Source organism: Mariniflexile sp., assembly GCF_041583155.1.
Lineage (GTDB): Bacteria > Bacteroidota > Bacteroidia > Flavobacteriales > Flavobacteriaceae > Mariniflexile.
The window spans coordinates 1-20,069 of record NZ_JBFHGK010000013.1 but is presented as its reverse complement, the minus strand read 5'-3'; the positions used below and the strand labels follow the sequence as shown (position 1 = coordinate 20,069).

Below are 20,069 nucleotides of genomic sequence, written 5' to 3'. Positions count from 1 at the left end.
TATGATGTTTAGTATTGCTGGAAGACAAATAAAAGGTGATAAAGAACATAAACTGATAAAGGCCACTAAACCACACCGGTTCCTGCAAAATGTGTTTCCAATTCCTTTAGAGTTGTGGCATTGGTTGCTAGATCTTTTACAACTTCGCCTTTTTCCAATACAACAATACGTTCGCAAACATCGGTTACGTGCATTAAGTCGTGACTGGAAACCAATACGGTAATGCCTTGTTTTTGGGCCAAATTTTTAATGATGTCTTTTAATCGAATTTGTGTTGTTGGATCCAAATTTGCAAAAGGTTCATCTAAAATGATAACCTCGGGGTTTCCAATTAAAGCAGCTACAATGCCCACTTTCTTTTGATTGCCTTTACTTAAATCTCTTAAATATTTTTTTTGGTTTAGTATTTCACCGTGAAAAAAATCTTCAAATTGCGCTACCAAAGCATTTACATCTGCTTTGTTTTGGTTGCGTAATTCGCCAATAAAATAGAAATATTCTTCCGCAGTTAAATATCCTATTAAAAAACTTTCATCTATAAATGCAGATGTAAACGGTTTCCAATCTTCACTTTCATTCACTTGAATACCATTGGTAGTAATAAAACCTGTTGTAGGTTGAATCAAATCTAAAAGCAAACTGAAATAAGTGGTTTTTCCCGCACCGTTATTACCCACTAAACCAAAACTTTGCCCTTTAGGAATTACTAATGATTCAATATTCAAAACTAAATTACCATTATACTTTTTGGATAAATTTGAAGTTGTTATCATGTTACTCGCTTTTAGTTATTTTGATTGAACGCATCAATCATTATGTATTTCGATTTTAGGTATTTTGATGTTATCCCATTCATTAGTTTTTGATGAAACACAATGCCAATGACGCCAAAAAGCGCGATAATTAAACACGATATTTCGAACCCTACCAAAAAGTAAAATAGCGCAAAAATACCCAGAGGCATTATCAATAATGGAATACCAATAAGCCATTGTACTGCACCGGTTCCTTGATAATTGAAGGCTGCTTTTTGGCTTAAATCAATCTTTTTTCTATTAAAAGATCCGCCATACAGCATAAGGTGTGTGTTTACACCAACATTATAAATAGCAGCGGCAAAATGTGCTAATAAAATTTTCCAACCAAAAAACACGTAAGGGATACCTAAAACAAACAATATAGCAACACTTAAAGCCATTAAAGTAAATTTAGATTTTAAATATTGCTCATACTTAATATTCTGACTCATTAGCAACTTATAATAACCACTATCCCAAGCTGGTATAAATTGCCCGAAATTAATTAAAAATATACCCGTTGAAAAAATGCCTATAAACACAAAAAACCATGGTATGTTTTGATAAGTGTCCTGCGGATAAAAAAACAAGCCATATAACAAGCCCATTACCAACATCCATACTGATGATTTGGTGCGCTTGTTTCTCCAAATGAGTTTTAAATCGAGCTGCATAAACGGGGCGATGTCTCCAAAATTTTTTGTCCAATCTAAATTAGAAGTGCTTATTTCGGCAACTTTTTCTTTTAACCCACTATCCAAAAAGAGTTTTTTCCTTAATATTTTGAAATTAAAAAGATACAAACCTATTAAAATAAAAATGGGAACAACAATTAAAACTGGTAGTTCATAAACACGTTCAAAGCCATTCGCTACGATACTTGAAAATGATATAATTTTGAAATAATTAAGCCCAAATAAACCACCTGCCACACTTATAATAGGCAAAAAAGATAATTCAATTTCACTTGAAAAACTTTCAATTATAAAGTTTAAAAAATGAATAATTAATATTGTTAACACAATTGCCAACAGCCAAATTAAAACCGCAGCTGTAGGATACCCTTTTAATATAAGTGTAATTGCAAAAGGTACAAAGGCAAAAAGATGCAAAAAATTAAAAAATGAGGTAAGCGATTTACCCAAAACATAGTTCACAATTTTGCTTCTTTTTATAGGCAAAACCAATAAAGGCTTAACAACCATAACTGGTAATTTTTGAAAGAAAAACCTAAACAGTAAATCGCCTATAATCCAATAAAACAGAACACTATTTACAATGTTTAATGGATCTAAATCTGGAAATGCCTCCGTAAGTGCCGGATATAACACGAGTCCTAATCCTAAAAAAATGGCTATAAAATATAATGCCAAAAAACCCATTAAAATTTTTATAGCAATGCTTTTACCAAAACTCGCCGACCTAAAAAACGATAGCCATTCTAAACTTAGAAAATGCTTAATCATGTAATAATTGATTAATTATATTTTTGAGCAATTTGACTTACTTCCATTCCCCATGATTGACCAAAAGTCATCGCTTTTTGTGTTAATCCTAATTGTTTTTCAGCTAATTTTTTTCCTAAATCGGTATGATAAAAACTTACTAATTCACTAATTTCACTTTGAGTGAATTCCTCCATGTATAAATCGGCAATTTTAGCATATAAACCGTCTAATGTTGCTAATGCTTCCTTAGTGTATGCTTCTTTTTTTTCATCTGGAACACCATAACCTATCTGAGCAATAGCGCCATCAAAAGCAGCACCTGCACCTGTTAGCTTTATAAACTCAATAGTCTGTGATTTAAATTGAGTAGATTCCTCTTGAGCATTAACACTTAAAGCCATCATGAACACGCAAACTAGTAAAATTTTTTTCATTTTTTTATTGATTAATATGTTTTATGTAGTAAAAGTAATAAATAAAATAAACTTATATTAAGGATTATCTATTGAAAACTTTAAAATGATGTTAGTAGAACTGCCTTTATATAAAATTAGTTGTCCATATAGCTCAAATTTATTTATAAAATTAATATGCGTAAGTAAGTTCTCTAGTTTTTTTTTGAACTAATTATGCTGTAAATCTAATGGCTTCATTATTTTTGTTAAAAACTTAGATATGTCATCATTTCACAAACTTTCAATTAGAAATATAAAAAAAGAAGCTAACAAAGCCATTAGCATCACCTTTAACCTCCCTGAAAATCTAAAAGACACCTTTGCTTTTAAAGCAGGGCAATATATTACTTTAAAAGCTACGGTTAATGGCAATGAAGTTAGACGCGATTATTCTATTTGCGCCTCTCCAAAAAGTGGCGAACTTCAAGTTGCAGTAAAAGAAGTTAAAGACGGAACATTTTCAGCTTATGCCAACAACGCATTACAAACAGGTGATACTATTGAAGTAGCTCCTCCAAAAGGGCGTTTTATTTTTGAACCCAACGATTCAAAAACCAAAAACATAGCTGCATTTGCCGCTGGAAGTGGTATTACCCCAATTTTAAGTATTATTAAATGTGCTTTAGAAGAAGAAGTATATAGTAAAGTGATTTTAGTTTACGGCAATAAATCTACTGAAGACACCATGTTTTTAAATGAACTATTAGATCTTCAACATCAATATAAAGACCGATTTTCTATTCAATTTGTATTTAGTCAACAAGATAAAGAGGATTCAATTTTTGGTAGAATAGAAAAGAGCACCGTAAATTATGTGATGCTAAATAAGCACAAACATATTGAGGTTGACGCCTTTTATTTATGCGGACCAGAAGCTATGATTCATGTTGTAAAAGATGTTTTAACCGATAATGGCATTGATTCAGACCGTATTCATTTCGAACTCTTTAAGGCTGCAAAACCAATTGAAATGGAAGAAGCCACAACTCCATCGGGTAAAACTATGGCAACTATTACGGTTGACGACGAAACATCAACAATTGAAATGTCGCAAAAACAAACCATCTTAGAAGCTGCCTTAGATGAAGATCTTGATGCACCGTATTCTTGCCAAGGCGGTATTTGTTGTAGTTGTTTAGCGCGCTTAAAAGAAGGTGAAGTAACGATGCGCCAAAACAATATTTTAACCGAAAAAGAAGTAGCAGCAGGACTAATACTTACTTGTCAGGCACATCCAACGACGGCTACCATTGTAGTAGATTATGATGATGTTTAAAACGAGTTAACTAGACAATTAGTTGGATAAACGCTTTGCTTTTAGATTACAGCTTTAATTTTTTCTATAACCGTTTCTGGTGAAATACTTCGAGAAGCTTCTTTGTAGTTCTCGGGATATTTATTGCCGTAAACTGAAGTCGGGATTTTAGGAAATTGATTTCTATCTGAAAGCAAGGCGTAATCATCGGGCTGATTAAAAGGTGCAAACCCTGCAAACGGATGCGTTACACCCCAAATGCTAACTACTTTTATACCTAACATGGCTGCTAAGTGTGCATTCCCAGAATCCATAGAAAGCATCACATCTAAATTAGAAATAAGAGCCAACTCATCTTCCAGAGACAATTTTCCTGCTATATTTATTACATTTTCCGAAGTGCTAGCGAAACCATCTAGAAGTTCTATTTCCTTTTTTCCACCACCAAACAACAGCACTTTATAGTCTTTTGAAAGGTCCTCAATAACCACTTTCATTAAATCTAAAGGATACATTTTACTTTCGTGTGCAGCAAATGGAGCAATGCCGATAAGTTTTTTTAAATTATTTCCTAAAAGTAATTTTAGATTATCATTTAAAGCTGCTTTTTGGGGAAATGTAGGATTTAATAAATTCAGCTTAAAACCCAATGTTTCAAAAACATCGGCATATCTTTGATGGGTTGTTTTAAGTTGCTGAAAATTTTGACCAGTGACTAAGGCTAGCTTTTCGGCACGTCCTTTATTAATTTGAACTACCCTTTTTCCAAATAAAAAACGCTTTAAAATATTAGTTCTAAGCACATTGTGTAAATCTGCAACCGCATCAATTCCTAGGTTTTTTATTTCTTTTGAAAGTTTAAAAAGTCCATAAACACCTTTATGCTTTCCCTTAACATCGGCAGCAAACACCGAAACATTCGGTAATTCTTTGAATAAAGGTTCAAAAAAAGCTCTGGTTAAAACGGTAATTTTAACCTCGGGATATTGTTGTGTAAAAGCCCTTAAAACAGGTACCGTCATAGCAACATCCCCCATGGCTGAAAGACGAATAACAAGTATGTGCTTTAAGGGCTTAGACATAATATAAGGAAAATCCTGTTTGTGCAGGAATTATTTCTGCCCTCTAAGCACAGGGTTTAATTCATCATCATTATACATTTTCATCTGCTTGTACACTTTCATGTATTTATCACCTTTTTCAATATCACTTAGCAGTGTATCAATAGCTGTAGATAAATCCACACGTTGTTCCAACAGAACATCTAGTTTTTTCTTGCAAGCTTCGCGGTGTGCATCTGTAGCATCAATACGAGTTGCTTCTTCGTTCATATGATACACTTTTAAAGCTAAAATGGACAATCTATCAATTCCCCAAGCAGGACTTTCAGTATTAATTGTAGCATTTTCCTTTGGTGTAACGTGCTTATATTTTTCTAAGAAATAACTATCAACATACTCCACCATATCTGTTCTATCCTGATTAGATGCATCAATTTGGCGCTTTAATGTTAAAGCAGCTACAGGATCAATTTGTGGATCGCGAATTATATCTTCATAATGCCATTGCACGGTATCAATCCAACATTTTCTGTATAATAAATGTTCTATTAAATCACTTTCTGAATATGGGTTTTCAAACGGCTGATCTACCGTATTTATAACGTGATATTTTGCTATAACGTCTTGAAATATTTTGTTGGCTTTACTTGTAAACATGGTATCTTATTTTTAAGAAGTACAAAACTACAAAATTTAAACATAATTAATATGTTTTCTAATAGTGTATGGTTGCCGTTTCCGAATTTATAAATGGTGAGCGTACGGTAAATGTGAATTGAAATAATTAACTTTATAATTCAAAAAAACGAAAGCCAATATTTATGCATATTCATAACCTATCAGAACAAAATTCAATTTTAAACACATTTATTGCTGAAATTAGAAATGTATCCATCCAAAACGACCGTATGCGTTTTAGAAGAAACATAGAACGAATTGGAGAAATTTTAGGCTATGAAATTAGTAAAGTTTTTAATTACAAATCCGAATCCGTTGAAACACCATTAGGTAATACATCTATAAATTTAATAGAAAACGACATTGTTTTATGCTCTATTTTAAGAGCTGGAGTGCCACTGCATAATGGCTTGTTAAATTATTTTGATGCTGCCGATAATGCTTTTATATCTGCTTACCGCCATCATAAAGCTAATCCAGAAGAATTTGATATTATTGTAGAATACTTGGCTTGCCCAAAATTAGATAACAAAACACTTATTTTGGCAGACCCCATGTTAGCCACAGGCCAATCTATGGTAGCAACTTTTGAAGCTTTAAAACCCTATGGAACCCCAAAAGAAATACATTTAGTAAGTGTAATTGGCGCTCAAGAAGGTGTTCGTTTTGTCGAAAAACATTTTAATGAAAATGTACACTTATGGATTGCTACAGTAGATGAAAAACTAAACAATAAAGGTTATATCGTTCCAGGATTAGGAGATGCTGGCGACTTAGCTTTTGGTGAAAAACTACAACATTAATAGCAAAAACGGCATAACTAATAATATTAGAAAAAATATTTCCTTAAACCATTTATCCTGAATAGTTTGAATATAGTTTGTAATTATGATAGCTAAAGGTGCGAAGAAAAACAAAAATTCGCTTCCATTTTTATCTGGAGCAAACAGCACCACAACAAATGACACTAAGGCTGCTACAATAACAATTTTAAAAGAAGCCCTTAAGTCCCTTTTTTGCTTTTTTATATTTTGTAAATAAAATAAGGAAGACCAAATCCCAAAAGAAATTAACATAGTAATAGCCACGATGTAAGTTGTTGAATTATAACGGCTAAAATCGTAGCTAATTCTTCTTGATGCATTAAAAATTTCAAAGTAATCATCATGCAAAATTACTGACGTAGCCACTGCAATACTGAAAATAGTGGCGGAGCCAACAAATGGAATAACCCAATGCCTTACATTGTTATCTGCATAAAAAAACAAGCTCATAATAATTACTATAAAAAAGAGTATAGCCCAAAAATAAAACAGGGAAGCAACCCCAACCCATAAAGCAGCATCAAACAATTTGCTTTTTATACTCTTTTGTGATCGTAGGCTTATAATTCGCCTAATACCCAATAACACAAAAAAGTTGGATATCAGAATATTGGTATGACTAGTTGTTTGTTCTAACAATAACAGAAACAAACTAAAAAGAAGGATTTCAAAGTTATTACTCTTTGCTAAATTATTTTTGGAAACAATAAAACTGAATAGTAAAATAGTTAATGCACATAGTAAAAAAGCGAATAACTGGTTAAGAACAAAAACCGTAGAAAACGTTTCGGATACTAAATTTGTTCTAGCAGTTAAAAAAGCTAAAACAGTAATAATAAAAACTGAAACAAAATTTATTACTTTAGAATTATTAAAAATACTTGTAATCATTAACTGTTTTTGTATTTTTGCTTTGTAAATATACTAACTAAAACTGGTTAGATACCAATAATTATAACGACATGAAAGATTTCTTTTACGCAATACAAGATTTATTTGTAAACGTTTTATTTGCTCCTATGGACTACTTAAGTGCCTTAGAACTAGAAAACTGGTTTGCCGCTAGCGCCATTTCTTGGATTTTTGTTATCATCGGATTTGCCGCTATGGTTTATTGGATGAAACAACTTAAAACATTTAACGACAATAACGAAGAAGACAAAAGCATTTCTTCGCACTCGTTTCTATAAATCGAATCCAATATCTTTACGATAATACATCTTATCAAAATGTAGTTTTTCTATACTTTGGTAAGATTTTTTTATGGCTTCTTGGTAGGTATTTCCATAGGATGTAATTGCCATAACACGTCCGCCCGAGGTTATAACTTTACCTTCTTTTAATTGCGCACCTGCATGAAATGGTATAGAATCTTTGATGGTTTCTATACCTGTAATCTCTTTTCCTTTTTCGTAATCTTCAGGGTAACCACCAGACACTAACATAATGGTTGTTGCAGCACGTTCGTCAATATCGATAGTAATTCCATCTAAGGTTCCATTTGCCATGGCTAGTAGAATTTCAACAAAATCGTTTTTCAATCTTGGTAAAACTACTTCCGTTTCTGGATCACCCATACGCACATTATATTCAATAACTTTTGGGTCGTTTCCAACTTTTATAAGTCCGATAAACACAAAACCTACATAAGGCAACTTATCTTTTTTGAAACCATTTATAGTTGGTTTTACAATGCGTTCTTCAATTTTACTTAGAAATTCATCGGTTGCAAATGGTACTGGAGACACCGCTCCCATACCGCCGGTATTTAAACCTGTATCGCCTTCACCAATACGTTTATAATCTTTGGCTGTTGGCAAAATTTTGTAATTTTCACCATCAGTAAGCACAAAACAGCTTAATTCAATACCATCTAAGAACTCTTCAATTACTACTTTTGAACTAGCATTACCGAATTTAGAATCTACTAACATGCTTTTTAATTCAGCTTTAGCTTCCTCTAAGTCATTTAAAATAACAACACCTTTTCCTGCTGCTAATCCATCTGCTTTCAAAACATACGGTGGGTTTAAGGTTTCTAAAAATGAAAACCCTCTTTCAACAGTATCTTTTGTAAAACTTTCATAAGCTGCCGTTGGAATGTTATGGCGGTACAAAAATTCTTTTGCAAATTCTTTACTACCTTCTAAGGTTGCCGCTTCTTTTTGTGGACCAATTACTTTAACATGCTTAATGGCATCATCATTTAAAAAATAATCGTGTACACCTTGCACTAGTGGGTCTTCAGGACCAACCACAACCATATCAATAGTTTCATTTAAAACCAATGTTTTAATCGCTTCAAAATCGGTAACACCAATATTAACATTTGTTGCTATAGCTGCAGTTCCTGAGTTTCCTGGAGCAACAAACAACTTATTACACAATGGGCTTTGAGCAATTTTCCAGGCAAAAGTATGTTCTCTTCCGCCAGAACCTAGAATTAAAATATTCATCAGATAGTTTTTAAATGAAGCGCAAAAATAAAATTAATGCAGCTAAATTCACGACTATTTTTTATTTACTTTACCAAAAATTATACTTTAACTTGAATTTGTTCAATCTTTCATTAAAATTTAATGGCTTTCCTATTGAAAAGGCCAAAAATCTTTTGGATGCTATTCAGAAGAAAAATGAAACTGAGCGCATAACTCATATCGAAACTAAAAAACAAGACATTGTTTCATTTCATTTAGAACATAATTCATTTTACAAAGCCTTTGCAAAGGATGCTAATCCAAATGATTGGAAAAGCATTCCAGTAATGAGCAAACGCAAATTACAACAACCTTTAAGCGAACGGCTTTCAGATGGTTTTACTACAAAAAATGTTTATATAAATAAAACCTCTGGTTCGTCTGGCGACCCGTTTATTTTTGCGAAAGACAAATTTTGTCATGCCTTAACATGGGCGGGCTTTATAGACCGATATGCTTGGTTTACAATAGATTTCAACAGTTCCAAACAAGCCCGTTTTTATGGTATTCCATTAAACAAAATAGGCTATTACAAAGAACGATTTAAAGACTTTTTAAGTAAACGTTATCGGTTTTCGGTATTTGATTTAAGCGATTCACAATTAGAAAAAAACCTCAACACTTTTAAAAACACCAAGTTCGATTACATTAATGGTTACACGAGTTCCATTGTACAATTTGCGAAATTTTTACATCGAAAAAACATCATTTTAAAAACGGTTTGTCCAACTTTAAAAGCATGTATTGTTACTTCTGAAATGCTTTTTAAAGAAGATAAAACACTGTTAGAAACACAATTTGGCATTCCTATAATTAATGAATATGGTGCGGCCGAATTGGGTTTGATCGCCTTTCAAAACACTAAAAATGAATGGATTGTAAATACCCAGGATTTATATATTGAAATTTTAGATGAAAACAATCGAGTTTTACCTTACGGTGAAGAAGGCCGAGTTGTAATAACCTCGCTTTACAACAAAGCACATCCGTTTATTCGATACGATTTGGGCGATATTGGAAAACTATCAAAAGAAAGCACTCCCAATAAACCTATTCTAGAGAGCTTGATTGGGAGAACCAATGATATTGTAAATTTACCAAGCGGGAAAAAAGCAGCCGGTTTAACATTTTATTACGTTACAAAAACTGTTATTGAAAACGACGGAAACGTGAAAGAATTTATTATTGAACAGTTGACATTGGATACATTTAAAATAAGTTACACAAGTGCTTATGAACTGCCAGAAGACAAATTAATTGCGATTAAAATTGCTATTTCTAAATATTTAGAACCTAATTTAAAAGTTAATTTTGAAAGAAAAGTAACTTTAGTGCGTTCCAACCGGGGAAAATTAAAACAGTTTAAATCGTTTTTGTAGAAATTACAAGTTTCGATTTTACAAAAAAGTGTTCCTTTAAAAAGATTAGCATATAGTAAACAGATTTTAAGACTGAAAAACCCAATCCTTTTCGATACACCAAATAATTATATTTTAAAAGATTGATTTTGTTGGCGGACATAGAATCTTTCCGAACGCGATAATAGGCCAACGATTCTGGTATACTTTTAGCAGGTTTCCCGGACTTTTTAATCGCAGATAGCCACAGCAGCCAATCTTGACGTTTGCGCAAATTAGGTGCTTTAATTTTACCTAAAACTTCTGCGTTATATACTCCCGTTAAATTACCAATGTAATTGCTTTTTAAATATTTGGTAAATGTTAATTCAGGTAGTGCTTTTATTAATTTGTTAAGCGGTTTACCTCCTTCATCAATTTGTTCATAACTGCAGAAGCATACATCACAATTTTCGGCTTGCATAAATGCCAATTGCTTGGCTAGCTTTTCTGGTTTCCATAAATCATCCCCATCTAAAAAAGCTATATAATTACCTTGAGATGCCTCAATCCCTTTATTTCTGGATATTGCAGCACCTGAATTGGTTTCGTTTTTAATAAGTTTTATGTTTGGGTGCTTTGCAATAATTTGCTCTACTATATCAATTGTATTATCCGTTGAACAATCATCAATTAAAAGTAATTCCCAGTTTTTATAAGTTTGATTTATAACGCTGTTTATAGTTTCCGAGATAAATGCTTCAGAATTGAACATGGGCGTTATTATGGAAACAAGTGGTTTCAAAAATGTATAAAAATAGTTATATCACAAAAAATTAGCCTTTCGTAATAGTTATTTCCAAAGAATAATTATGCCGGATATTATATAATCGCCTAAAAAATTAAAATAGATTTTAAATTAACGCAGAAAAATTTTAATTAATAACCTAGAATCATTGAAACTAAGATTAAAATAAATCCTCCGCATTAATTTAATCAAATACTTATTTATTTATAAAACCTGTGAAATCTTTATGCTCGCTTTTATAAAGTTCTTCTTCCGTTAAACTTTTAAAATAATCATAAGTTATTTTCATTCCTTCTGCACGATCCACCTTAGGTTCCCAACCTAATAGTTTCTTGGCCAAAGTTATGTCTGGTTGACGTTGCATAGGGTCGTTTACTGGCAAATCTTTGTAAATTACTTTCTGAGTTGTTCCAGTTAACTTGATAATTTCTTCTGCGAAATCTTTTATTGAAATTTCATGTGGATTACCAATATTTACTGGTTCTGCATAATCGCTTAATAATAATCTGTAAATTCCATCAACTTGGTCATCTACATAACAAAACGAACGTGTTTGAGAGCCATCTCCGAAAATAGTTAAATCTTCACCTCTTAAGGCTTGCCCCATAAAGGCAGGAATTACACGGCCATCATTAAGTCGCATTCTTGGACCGTAAGTATTAAAAATACGCACTATACGTGTTTCTAAGCCGTGAAATCTATGGTATGCCATAGTCATAGACTCTTGAAAACGTTTAGCTTCGTCATAAACACCTCTTGGTCCTATAGTATTTACATTTCCATAATAATCTTCGGTCTGAGGATGCACTAATGGATCCCCATACACTTCCGAAGTTGATGCAATTAGCATTCTTGCATTTTTAGCTTTTGCCAAGCCTAACAAGTTATGCGTACCTAAAGAACCAACTTTCAATGTTTGAATAGGAATTTTCAAATAATCAATAGGACTTGCTGGCGAAGCAAAATGAAGAATATAGTCCAACTCTCCATCAATTTTTACATATTCCGAAACATCGTGTTCAATAAATTCAAAATTTTTATTGTTTGATAAGTGAGCTATATTCTTTTTATCTCCAGTTATAAAATTATCCATACCAATAACCCTATACCCTTCTTTGATGAAGCGGTCACATAAATGAGAACCTAAGAACCCTGCTGCCCCTGTAATTAATACTTTTTTCATATCACATTAAAATAATTAATAGGCTTTTTCTTCTCCTTGAAACATGTTTGTAATGGTTCTAATTATTATATTAAAATCCAAAAGTAAAGACCAATTCTCAATATAAAATATATCAAATTTGACTCTATTTATTATATCGACATCCGTTTCAACCTCGCCTCTATATCCACTAACTTGGGCAAGACCAGTAATTCCCGGCTTCACATGGTGTCTAACCATATATTTATCAGCTTTCTGCATATAAACTTCCGAAAGAGAGGTCATATGGGGTCTTGGCCCAACAACCGACATATGTCCCAAAAATACATTATAAAATTGAGGCATTTCATCTAAACTTGTTTTACGGATAAATGCTCCTAATTTAGTCACCCTTGTATCATTTTTCTTAACATGTAAATCGTTAGTTGTTTTGCTCACCGACATTGATCTGAATTTAAGACAGTCAAACTCCTCACCATCTAAACCATGTCTTCTTTGTTTGAAAAATATTGGGCCTTTAGATTCAAGTCTAATTAAAATTGCCAATAATGGCGCTAACCATGATAATATTAGTATTATTACTATAGAAGAAAAAATAAGGTCGATAGTTCTCTTTAAAAAAGCGTTGAAAGGTTCGTTTAAAGTAATTTCCCTTAATGATAAAATAGGTATACAGTCATAATATTCATATTTCAACTTTTTAGAAAAAATATCTTTATTATCTGGTATAAATTTTAATGTTCTTAAATTGTTATCTGCAAAATCAATTAGTTTATTAATTTGTTTATTGGATAATTCGGAAACTGAAAAATAAATTTCATCAATATTATTTTCTAAAACGTATGCAAAACATTTTTCCAATGAAAAATTAACATCATTTACAAAGAACTCTTTCCTAAATCGATAGCCAAACTCAGATTTTTTTTTAAAAATTTCTATAAGTTGCTTAGTTCTTGCATTACCCCCAATTACAATAACATCCCTTCCATTTCCTCTTAAAACTGAGCGGAACTTTCTTAATAGATAAAATGTTATTAGTTTAAATGAAAAAATTAAAGCAGATGCAAATAAAATATAATTCGCCAAGGCTAATCTTCCTAGGTCTGGCTGTTTAAAAAACCCCATATAGGCATATAAAATGATAGCAAAAATTATCATTTGCCTAATTAACAGTGGAATAACTTGAATTATTTTTGTATGCCTATAAACTTCGTAGAAATTATTCTTTACAGAAATAATTAACCAAGCAACTGTTATATAAACTATAAAAGGATAATGACTTTCTAAATTGATGGGGAAAAGATAAGTTGTCCCGTTGATTATTATTAAATCAACAAACCCTATTAATGGTTTGATAAATTTTGAATACCTTCCTTGTTTGTAGCCCAATTCTTTTATTTCGTTTAAGTTGATTCTTTAAAAAAAGTTATTCTAACCTGTTTCTTTATAAGTGTTGAAGTTAATTGAGTAATCTAAAATTAAATAACCACTCTGTTGTTTTTATTTCAAAACAAAAATAGCAAACAAGAGTAATATTGCAGTCAATTATTTAGATAAAAATTCGGAACTAACTTTTCTACATATGTAACATAAGGTCTTTCTTGATAAAAACCAAAACTAAAAGGTTGGTTCAACTTTAATGTTACGGTAATTTCTATTCAATAAGACATTTTTTATGATAAAATTCATTTTTATAAATTAACCAAAATAAAAATTAAACTTTCAGATTAAAAAAATTATTTCAGAAAAACACAAATCTCGAACGAAGTGCTGTTAGGAATATATCTATCTTTGTTATTAATTTCTTTATTTAAATGAAATGACTCATATTCTTCATATAACTGAAACATTTGCAACCGGTGTTTATGTATATTTAAAAGACTTAACTAATTATTTTGACAATCATAGTTCCTTCAAATCAACAATTATATACAGCAGTAATAGAGTAGAAACTGAAAAAAGTCGATTTCACAAAGATTTTTCAAAAAATGTTGCCCTTATTGAAGTCAATATGGTTAGGGAGATTTCTCCAATTTTAGATTTTAAATCTGTAAGGAAAATCATTAGTGTAATTGGTGAGGTTAAACCAGATATTATTCATTGCCATTCTTCTAAAGCTGGAATCATCGGTAAATTTGCCGCGATATTATATCCCAACATTAAGGTATTTTACACACCACATGGTTATTCTTTTTTAAGAGAAGACCTTAGTCCCTTTAAAAAAAAGTTATATTATTCTATCGAAAAGTTATCGTCTATTTTTTTACCAGGAACGACCATAGCGTGCGGTGACACCGAATATGAATATGCAAAAAAATTAGGAAAGTCCCATTTAGTAAGAAATGGAGTTAATATTTCAGAGCTCAGAAATTTTGCTTTAAAAAACGAAAAAACTGTTTTTACTGTAGGTACGGTTGGACGTATTTCATTTCAGAAGAACCCTGAACTATTTAATAAAATAGCAGAATTATTTCCGAAAATAAAATTTGTCTGGGTAGGTAACGGGGTTTTACACACAAAACTTCTTTCAGAAAATATTGAGGTTACAGGATGGAAAACTCGAGAGGATGTTATAGAAACAGTAAATTCTTTTGATGTTTACATCCAAACATCTTTTTGGGAAGGATTGCCAATAACTATTTTAGAAGCAATGGCTCTTGAAAAACCAATAATTGCCACCAATGTTATAGGAAACAAGGATGCCGTTAAGCATGGAGAAAATGGCTATTTATGTGACTCCCTAAACGCTTTTCAAAACTATATAAATAAATTAATTAAAGATGATGCCTTGAGAAATTCCTTGGGCTTAAATTCACTAAAAAGGGCTACCCTACTTTTTGACAAGGATAAAAATTTTGAATTTATAAAATTAATTTATCAAGGCAAATAAAATAGGATTTTAAATTGATAAACAGAACTCTAACAGTCTTGTTTAATTGGAACATTAAAAGAAAAAATTAAGTAAAAAAGGAAAAACAAAGACAAGCCGGAAATTCTAACTAATATTGATTCAGTCATCATAATAACTAAAAAGAAAATCATATAGTAAAGTGCCAAAATGATGTTTCTATTTGCTTTTAAAAAAGAAATTAACATCCATGCAAAAAACAAAAAAGAAGGAATCCCCATTCCTAACATATAGTGCAAATATTGATTATGCGTATTAATTGGAGAAAAATGAATAAATCCGTCTGCAATTATTTTATTACTAACTAATTCTTTTACATTTTTAATTCCTATTCCAAATAAATAATTTTTTTCAATTTCTTTTACAGAATAACTTATTATTAAATAACGTTGATTCATGTTTTCCCATGAATTATGCACCATATCAAATTTATTATCTGTTCGAATAGACTCATAAATTCGTACAATTGAATCTACGCCCATTCTAACTCTTGGAATAGCCTTAAAACTTATTGCTAATATTCCAAAAAGAATCACACTTAGGATAATAATTTTTATAAAGGGCTTTAACTGAATTTTTATATAAAAACTTAATAAAATAAGCAATAAAACGGCTATTAAAGCAATTCTTGCGCCAATGTAAATTAACATAAATAGTAAAATGGCAAAGATTAGGTAATCTAATTTCTGTCTAATATAAGTTTTATTTCTAATTTTTAATGCCAACAAAAAGCAAAGACCTAAACCAATATACATTCCCAAATAAACATGCGTGATATCTAAATAAATTGGAAAATACGTATTTGTTGAAGTGGTAATAGTATTATTTAAAGCATTGATAATAAACAAATAAAAAACACAGATCAAAACTGAAGTTAGATATACATTTATGACTTTAGAAATTGAAATCACAAAATATTGTTGCTTCATTACTATAAACAACAAAGGGTAAATTAGTAAATATAAAAAAGTATCTAATTCTTTAACTTGCGACGCAGTAATCAAAAAATTAATAACTATTAATGCAAATAATACTAAAACATATATTTCAAAGGATAAATTTTTATTGTTTATTTTTTCTCTATTATGAAAAAAGAAATATATATGTAAAACCAAATTTATTATAAGCAAAGCTGTATGAACACTTCTAAAAAAAAGTAAGGAAAAAATCAGCAAATGAAAATAATTCTTTTTAATATAGTCACTAGTAACATGTCTCCTCTTTAATCGAATTAACTGAATTATAGTTAACCCAATAATAACTGGCATTAAATATTTGTAGGATTTAGGAAAGCAAAATGAAACAGACAAATAAAGAAAAAAAGAACAAGCGTCTAAATAATATTTTTCCTTAATATCTAAAAAAAAATTTCTAATGGCGTCTTTCATATAACTTCGTTAATTCTTGAACATAAATATCTATTTGAAATTTTTTTGAAAATGTTTGGTAACCTTCGTTGGCAAGTTGCTGTCTAAAATTGCTATCTTTAATTAGGGTCGAAATTTTATCAGATAATTCTAAATAATTGGTAGGCTCAAAAAGAATACCATTTACGTTATTATTAATTAATTCAGAAGGGCCTTCTAAATTACTTGCTATTACCGCCACATTAGCCCTAAAAGCCTCTAATACTACTATTCCAAAACCTTCCCAAATTGAAGGCAGTATAAATACATCAGCAACATTATAATAGTTCTCTACAAGAGATTGTTCTCCTTCAAACCTCACTAAATTATTAATTCCTAATTGGACTGCCATTTTCTCTAAAGAAGTTCTTAGAACTCCGTCTCCAACGATCAACAATTCGAAAGAATTGCCATAACCATTATCTTTTAAAACTTTAATTGATTTCAATAATGTATCAACTGATTTCTGTTTAGTTAGCCTACCAACAAAAAGTAAATTTACTTTTTGTTTATCAACTATCACAGGTTTTGACATCCTTAGCTCATTTTGTCTTTGTGCACTTAAAGTAGCAGGAATTGCATTATACAATAAATGTGATTGATTCTGGGGTAGTTTTAAAGTATTAATAACATGTTGCTCTACCGATTTGGAAATGGAAACAACTTGTATATTCTTAGCAGCATTAAAAAATAAGAATTTATAAATTTTAAAAAATACTGAATCTAATAAATTTCGTTGAAAATAAATATTGTGCATTGTGCAAAACACCCTTGACTTCAAATTTCTTGAACTCCAAATACCAATTAAATCTGCATGACCAAGATGTGTGTGAATAATATCTGGATTAACACTTTTAAAATATGACCTCATTTTTTTTGCTAGGAATAGAGATAATTCCAAATTTTTAACCTTAACCCTTTTGTCTAACAAAGGTATTAAATCATCTATTTTTTTTAAATAGATTAAATGAACTTCATTGGTTTTAATTTGAATGTTAATTATATCCAATAATAGTTTTTCGGCACCACCAATTCCAAAAGCTGTAATTACATGTATAATTTTCATTTAATATTCAATTTAAATTCACTATAAATAAGTTGAATAACCACAAATAAGACCCAAATAGGAGCCTGATAAAAGTCTGCGATTATAAAAAGATGTAAAAAGGAGGTGATTACGCTAAAAAGTAAAAAACCACGTATAGGTTCTTGGATTCTCATAATTTTGGCAATCAAAACAATTTGAAATAAAACAAACGAGAATAAGGCAAAAATTCCTATGTCAGATAAAATTGTTAAATACACACTTAAATATCCTTCACTATCCTGATGCACACCGTAACCAGGTCCGTTTCCGAAAAATGGGTGGTCTATAAAATTAGATATTGCTCTTGTCCATTGGGATAATCTTTGTCCGCTAGAAGTTAAATTAGTAGTATCTTCATTAAATGTTATTTTTTTAATAATTCCATCTATTTCCCCAATATTATAATCTGCATTATTCAAAAATGATATAATTAATAATACGGTGCAAAGAACAAATACTGTTCCTATCCAAAATAAATTCTTTCTACTTATTGAGAAATTTTCTATTCTGTTCATAAAATAAATAAATAAAAACGAGAATATAGCTAAGACAATTCCGGCACTAGAAAGCAACGATATATGCGAACATACAAACAAAACGATAACCCATTTAAATTTTGAAAAATGGTGCTTGCAATATAAATAATACAGAGATATACCAAAATAAATATTATAAAAATTGGCCATATGCCCAGGTTCTTCCGCTACTCCCGCCACTGTAAAAATATTTGTCCTGATAAAATAATTCATATTACTAATCTTTCCATCTATTACTGGAGAAAATAAACGCCTAAGACTAAAATCAAAAAAATTTATACCAATAAAATCTATTATAATGATAAAAGAGCATAAAAGAAAGGATCTGTAAATAACTGCCGCAATTTGTATCGATTTGATATTTAGCACCTCAATTACATACTTTGAAACAAAAAAATAAAAAACAATTGCATTAGAATATGCTAATGAATGATTAAAACTTCTTTGCTCCTTAAAACCTAATAAAAAACTTAGCCATACAAAAATTAATAAACCAATGAGAAGAAGATCTTCAGTTAATATCCATTTAGATTTTAATCTACCACGTATAAAAATAGCCAAAACCAAAAAAACAAATAATAATTGGTTAATAACAACGGGAAGCCTTAACCATGCAGATATGGCAAAGAAACTCGTGAATGGAGCGAAAAAAATAAATAAATAAAATAGTCTTCTTAACATTAAAATCCTTGTAAAATTGGTTTTAATTTATCTCTTGTAATTACCAAAAAATTAAATAATATCCTTTTTAAATAGTAAATATGTGCTAATTTTACTTTATTGTTTTTTCTAATTCTAAAATCTTCCTTGGCTGTTATAAAAAGGTTTTTAGTTAAGTGTGTAGCACCTGTGTTTCTCATATTCACAAGAACCTCATCCGTAAATAAAAATTGTACTCCTTTACGGTAAGCCCTGAAAACAAAATCATAATCTGCTGATAACTTATAATCTGTATTAAATAAACCAATTTTTTGGTAAACACTCTTATCAACAAAAGTAGCTGGATGATTAATAGGCATAGTCCCACAAATATATTTTGCAATATCTTTTTTGTTTTGAACCGTTTTATAAACCTCATTTTTATTGTTAATTTTATTTTTTTTTCCAGATATTATAGAAAAAAGGTTGGTTCTTTTTACTTTCAATATCTGTGAAAGAGCATCCAATTCAAACCAATCATCACTATTAATGATGCCAATTAAATCGCCATTTGCCATCGAAATCCCCTTGTTCATAGCATCATAAATACCTTTATCAGGTTCACTTATCCATTTATAAACTATGTTTTTTTGCTTGAATTTTGGTTCATAAAGCTTAATAATTTCTGGTGTTTTATCTGAGGATTTACCATCTATAATTATATATTCTATGTTTGAATATGATTGGTTTAAAACGGATTCAATAGTATCTACTATTGTTTTTTCGGAATTAAAGCAAACTGTTATTATAGAAAATTTCATTGTATCTGTTTTTATATAATTATATTACTTATTAGCTTTTTATATTTTAAGGCTATGTAGAACCTACATAAAAAATTAATAGGGTATCTTTAAATAATAGGGTATGCTAAGGAATGTACTTTTCTAATAAGTTTTCTTTAATTATAGCTTAACTCCAAATTTATAGCAAAAGGACCTCACTAAGTGTTTACAGAAATAGAATAATGGATGTTCTGTTCTAACAGAAAGCGCCGTAGACCTAAAAATGTTTTTTTGAGGATTATCCAACATTTCTTTACTATATATATGCCTATCATCAAATAAATATCGGTATGGGAAACTTCCATAATCGCTCATATCACCCTCAATCAACACGTTTTTGTGTTTTTTA

The 20,069-nt window shown here is 30.4% G+C and carries 21 protein-coding genes; 6 read left to right on the top strand and 15 right to left on the bottom strand.

The window, feature by feature from the left end; genetic code table 11:
• Positions 1-65: 65 nt before the first annotated feature.
• Genes ABYI63_RS06685 through ABYI63_RS06675 form a run of 3 tightly spaced genes read right to left on the bottom strand, consistent with a single transcriptional unit; the run spans position 66 to position 2,679 of the window.
• Positions 66-773, bottom strand: coding sequence for an ABC transporter ATP-binding protein (locus ABYI63_RS06685; protein WP_372754740.1), 708 nt, complete (start codon positions 771-773; stop codon positions 66-68).
• An 11-nt stretch (positions 774-784) separates the two neighbouring features.
• A complete protein-coding gene (locus tag ABYI63_RS06680; protein WP_372754738.1) occupies positions 785-2,263 on the bottom strand; it encodes a DUF5687 family protein in 1,479 nt (492 codons plus the stop codon).
• An 11-nt stretch (positions 2,264-2,274) separates the two neighbouring features.
• Positions 2,275-2,679: a DUF2059 domain-containing protein gene (locus ABYI63_RS06675; RefSeq protein WP_372754736.1), complete on the bottom strand. Its 405-nt coding sequence runs from the start codon at positions 2,677-2,679 to the stop codon at positions 2,275-2,277.
• A gap of 241 nt (positions 2,680-2,920) precedes the next feature.
• Between ABYI63_RS06675 and ABYI63_RS06670 the strand changes: the two genes are divergently transcribed.
• On the top strand, positions 2,921-3,976 hold the full coding sequence (locus ABYI63_RS06670; protein ID WP_372754734.1) for a 2Fe-2S iron-sulfur cluster-binding protein: 1,056 nt from the start codon (positions 2,921-2,923) through the stop codon (positions 3,974-3,976).
• 41 nt (positions 3,977-4,017) lie between these two features.
• Here the strand turns inward: ABYI63_RS06670 and ABYI63_RS06665 are convergent, their stop codons facing one another.
• Together ABYI63_RS06665 and ABYI63_RS06660 are read right to left on the bottom strand one after the other, a co-directional pair.
• The gene (locus ABYI63_RS06665) at positions 4,018-5,037 is read right to left on the bottom strand and encodes a glycosyltransferase family 9 protein (RefSeq protein WP_372754732.1); all 1,020 of its coding nucleotides are present in this window, start codon (positions 5,035-5,037) and stop codon (positions 4,018-4,020) included.
• Positions 5,038-5,067: 30 nt separating this feature from the next.
• Positions 5,068-5,673, bottom strand: a complete 606-nt coding sequence (locus tag ABYI63_RS06660) for a DUF4254 domain-containing protein (protein WP_372754730.1) — start codon at positions 5,671-5,673, stop codon at positions 5,068-5,070.
• A 164-nt stretch (positions 5,674-5,837) separates the two neighbouring features.
• Here ABYI63_RS06660 and upp point away from each other — a divergent pair, with 164 nt between their 5' ends.
• Positions 5,838-6,497, top strand: coding sequence for a uracil phosphoribosyltransferase (upp, locus tag ABYI63_RS06655; RefSeq protein ID WP_372754728.1), 660 nt, complete (start codon positions 5,838-5,840; stop codon positions 6,495-6,497).
• Here the strand turns inward: upp and ABYI63_RS06650 are convergent.
• On the bottom strand, positions 6,486-7,409 hold the full coding sequence (locus ABYI63_RS06650) for a DUF6427 family protein (protein WP_372754726.1): 924 nt from the start codon (positions 7,407-7,409) through the stop codon (positions 6,486-6,488). The two genes, upp and ABYI63_RS06650, sit on opposite strands and share 12 nt — an antisense overlap.
• A 71-nt stretch (positions 7,410-7,480) precedes the next feature.
• On the opposite strand from ABYI63_RS06650, the gene ABYI63_RS06645 reads away from it, so the two are divergent.
• Positions 7,481-7,708, top strand: coding sequence for a uracil phosphoribosyltransferase (locus tag ABYI63_RS06645; RefSeq protein WP_372754724.1), 228 nt, complete (start codon positions 7,481-7,483; stop codon positions 7,706-7,708).
• Here ABYI63_RS06645 and purD read toward each other — a convergent pair.
• Positions 7,703-8,974, bottom strand: coding sequence for a phosphoribosylamine--glycine ligase (purD, locus tag ABYI63_RS06640; RefSeq protein ID WP_372754722.1), 1,272 nt, complete (start codon positions 8,972-8,974; stop codon positions 7,703-7,705). The genes ABYI63_RS06645 and purD overlap by 6 nt on opposite strands.
• A gap of 92 nt (positions 8,975-9,066) precedes the next feature.
• On the opposite strand from purD, the gene ABYI63_RS06635 reads away from it, so the two are divergent.
• On the top strand, positions 9,067-10,374 hold the full coding sequence (locus ABYI63_RS06635; RefSeq protein WP_372754720.1) for a phenylacetate--CoA ligase family protein: 1,308 nt from the start codon (positions 9,067-9,069) through the stop codon (positions 10,372-10,374).
• Here ABYI63_RS06635 and ABYI63_RS06630 read toward each other — a convergent pair.
• From ABYI63_RS06630 to ABYI63_RS06620, 3 genes are all read right to left on the bottom strand, one after another.
• Positions 10,358-11,137: a glycosyltransferase family 2 protein gene (locus ABYI63_RS06630; RefSeq protein WP_372754718.1), complete on the bottom strand. Its 780-nt coding sequence runs from the start codon at positions 11,135-11,137 to the stop codon at positions 10,358-10,360. The genes ABYI63_RS06635 and ABYI63_RS06630 overlap by 17 nt on opposite strands.
• Before the next feature lie 199 nt (positions 11,138-11,336).
• Positions 11,337-12,323, bottom strand: a complete 987-nt coding sequence (locus ABYI63_RS06625) for a UDP-glucuronic acid decarboxylase family protein (RefSeq protein WP_372754716.1) — start codon at positions 12,321-12,323, stop codon at positions 11,337-11,339.
• Positions 12,324-12,338: 15 nt separating this feature from the next.
• Positions 12,339-13,691, bottom strand: a complete 1,353-nt coding sequence (locus tag ABYI63_RS06620; protein ID WP_372754714.1) for an exopolysaccharide biosynthesis polyprenyl glycosylphosphotransferase — start codon at positions 13,689-13,691, stop codon at positions 12,339-12,341.
• A 430-nt stretch (positions 13,692-14,121) separates the two neighbouring features.
• Here ABYI63_RS06620 and ABYI63_RS06615 point away from each other — a divergent pair, with 430 nt between their 5' ends.
• Complete coding sequence (locus ABYI63_RS06615; RefSeq protein WP_372754712.1) at positions 14,122-15,192, top strand: glycosyltransferase; 1,071 nt, start codon at positions 14,122-14,124, stop codon at positions 15,190-15,192.
• A 29-nt stretch (positions 15,193-15,221) separates the two neighbouring features.
• Here ABYI63_RS06615 and ABYI63_RS06610 read toward each other — a convergent pair whose 3' ends face one another.
• Genes ABYI63_RS06610 through ABYI63_RS06600 form a run of 3 tightly spaced genes read right to left on the bottom strand, consistent with a single transcriptional unit; the run spans position 15,222 to position 18,389 of the window.
• Positions 15,222-16,598 carry an O-antigen ligase family protein gene (locus ABYI63_RS06610; RefSeq protein ID WP_372754710.1) on the bottom strand — a complete coding sequence of 459 codons (1,377 nt, stop codon included), beginning with the start codon at positions 16,596-16,598 and terminating at the stop codon, positions 15,222-15,224.
• On the bottom strand, positions 16,582-17,682 hold the full coding sequence (locus ABYI63_RS06605) for a glycosyltransferase (protein ID WP_372754708.1): 1,101 nt from the start codon (positions 17,680-17,682) through the stop codon (positions 16,582-16,584). Before ABYI63_RS06605 ends, ABYI63_RS06610 begins: the two co-directional genes overlap by 17 nt.
• Positions 17,679-18,389 carry an O-antigen ligase family protein gene (locus tag ABYI63_RS06600; RefSeq protein ID WP_372754881.1) on the bottom strand — a complete coding sequence of 237 codons (711 nt, stop codon included), beginning with the start codon at positions 18,387-18,389 and terminating at the stop codon, positions 17,679-17,681. The genes ABYI63_RS06605 and ABYI63_RS06600 overlap by 4 nt, the downstream gene beginning before the upstream one ends.
• A gap of 346 nt (positions 18,390-18,735) precedes the next feature.
• On the opposite strand from ABYI63_RS06600, the gene ABYI63_RS06595 reads away from it, so the two are divergent.
• Positions 18,736-18,903, top strand: a complete 168-nt coding sequence (locus ABYI63_RS06595) for a hypothetical protein (protein ID WP_372754883.1) — start codon at positions 18,736-18,738, stop codon at positions 18,901-18,903.
• A 16-nt stretch (positions 18,904-18,919) separates the two neighbouring features.
• On the opposite strand, the gene ABYI63_RS06590 is transcribed toward ABYI63_RS06595, so the two are convergent.
• Both ABYI63_RS06590 and ABYI63_RS06585 read right to left on the bottom strand, forming a co-directional pair.
• Positions 18,920-19,699 (bottom strand): glycosyltransferase family 2 protein, encoded by a 780-nt coding sequence (locus ABYI63_RS06590; RefSeq protein ID WP_372754706.1) that lies wholly within the window; start codon positions 19,697-19,699, stop codon positions 18,920-18,922.
• A gap of 141 nt (positions 19,700-19,840) precedes the next feature.
• Positions 19,841-20,069 (bottom strand): hypothetical protein (locus tag ABYI63_RS06585; RefSeq protein WP_372754704.1); only part of this gene is annotated, 229 nt, incomplete at its 5' end.